Raw genomic sequence first — 232 nt, 5'->3', positions numbered from 1 at the left:
TGCCTGGCAACGTCCTACTCTAGCGGAACGTCAGTCCAACTACCATCGGCGCTAAGGAGCTTAACTTCTGTGTTCGGCATGGGAACAGGTGTGACCTCCTTGCCATTGTCACCAGACAAGTGAATGATTATACATTCAAAACTAGATAGTAAGTAAAGATTTGCGTCGCAAAACTTGAAAAAATTGATTAAGTCTTCGATCGATTAGTATTCGTCAGCTCCACGTGTCACCA

General features: G+C 44.4%; 1 rRNA gene. It reads right to left on the bottom strand.

Features of this window, described 5'->3' with window-relative positions:
• Position 1: 1 nt before the first annotated feature.
• A 5S ribosomal RNA gene (gene rrf / locus CD034_RS01150) occupies positions 2-116 on the bottom strand.
• Positions 117-232 lie beyond the last annotated feature (116 nt).

The organism is Staphylococcus hominis subsp. hominis, from assembly GCF_002901845.1.
In the GTDB taxonomy this organism is placed as follows: domain Bacteria; phylum Bacillota; class Bacilli; order Staphylococcales; family Staphylococcaceae; genus Staphylococcus; species Staphylococcus hominis.
The sequence above is the reverse complement of the archived record's forward strand: the minus strand, read 5'-3'. Positions and strand labels throughout refer to the sequence as shown.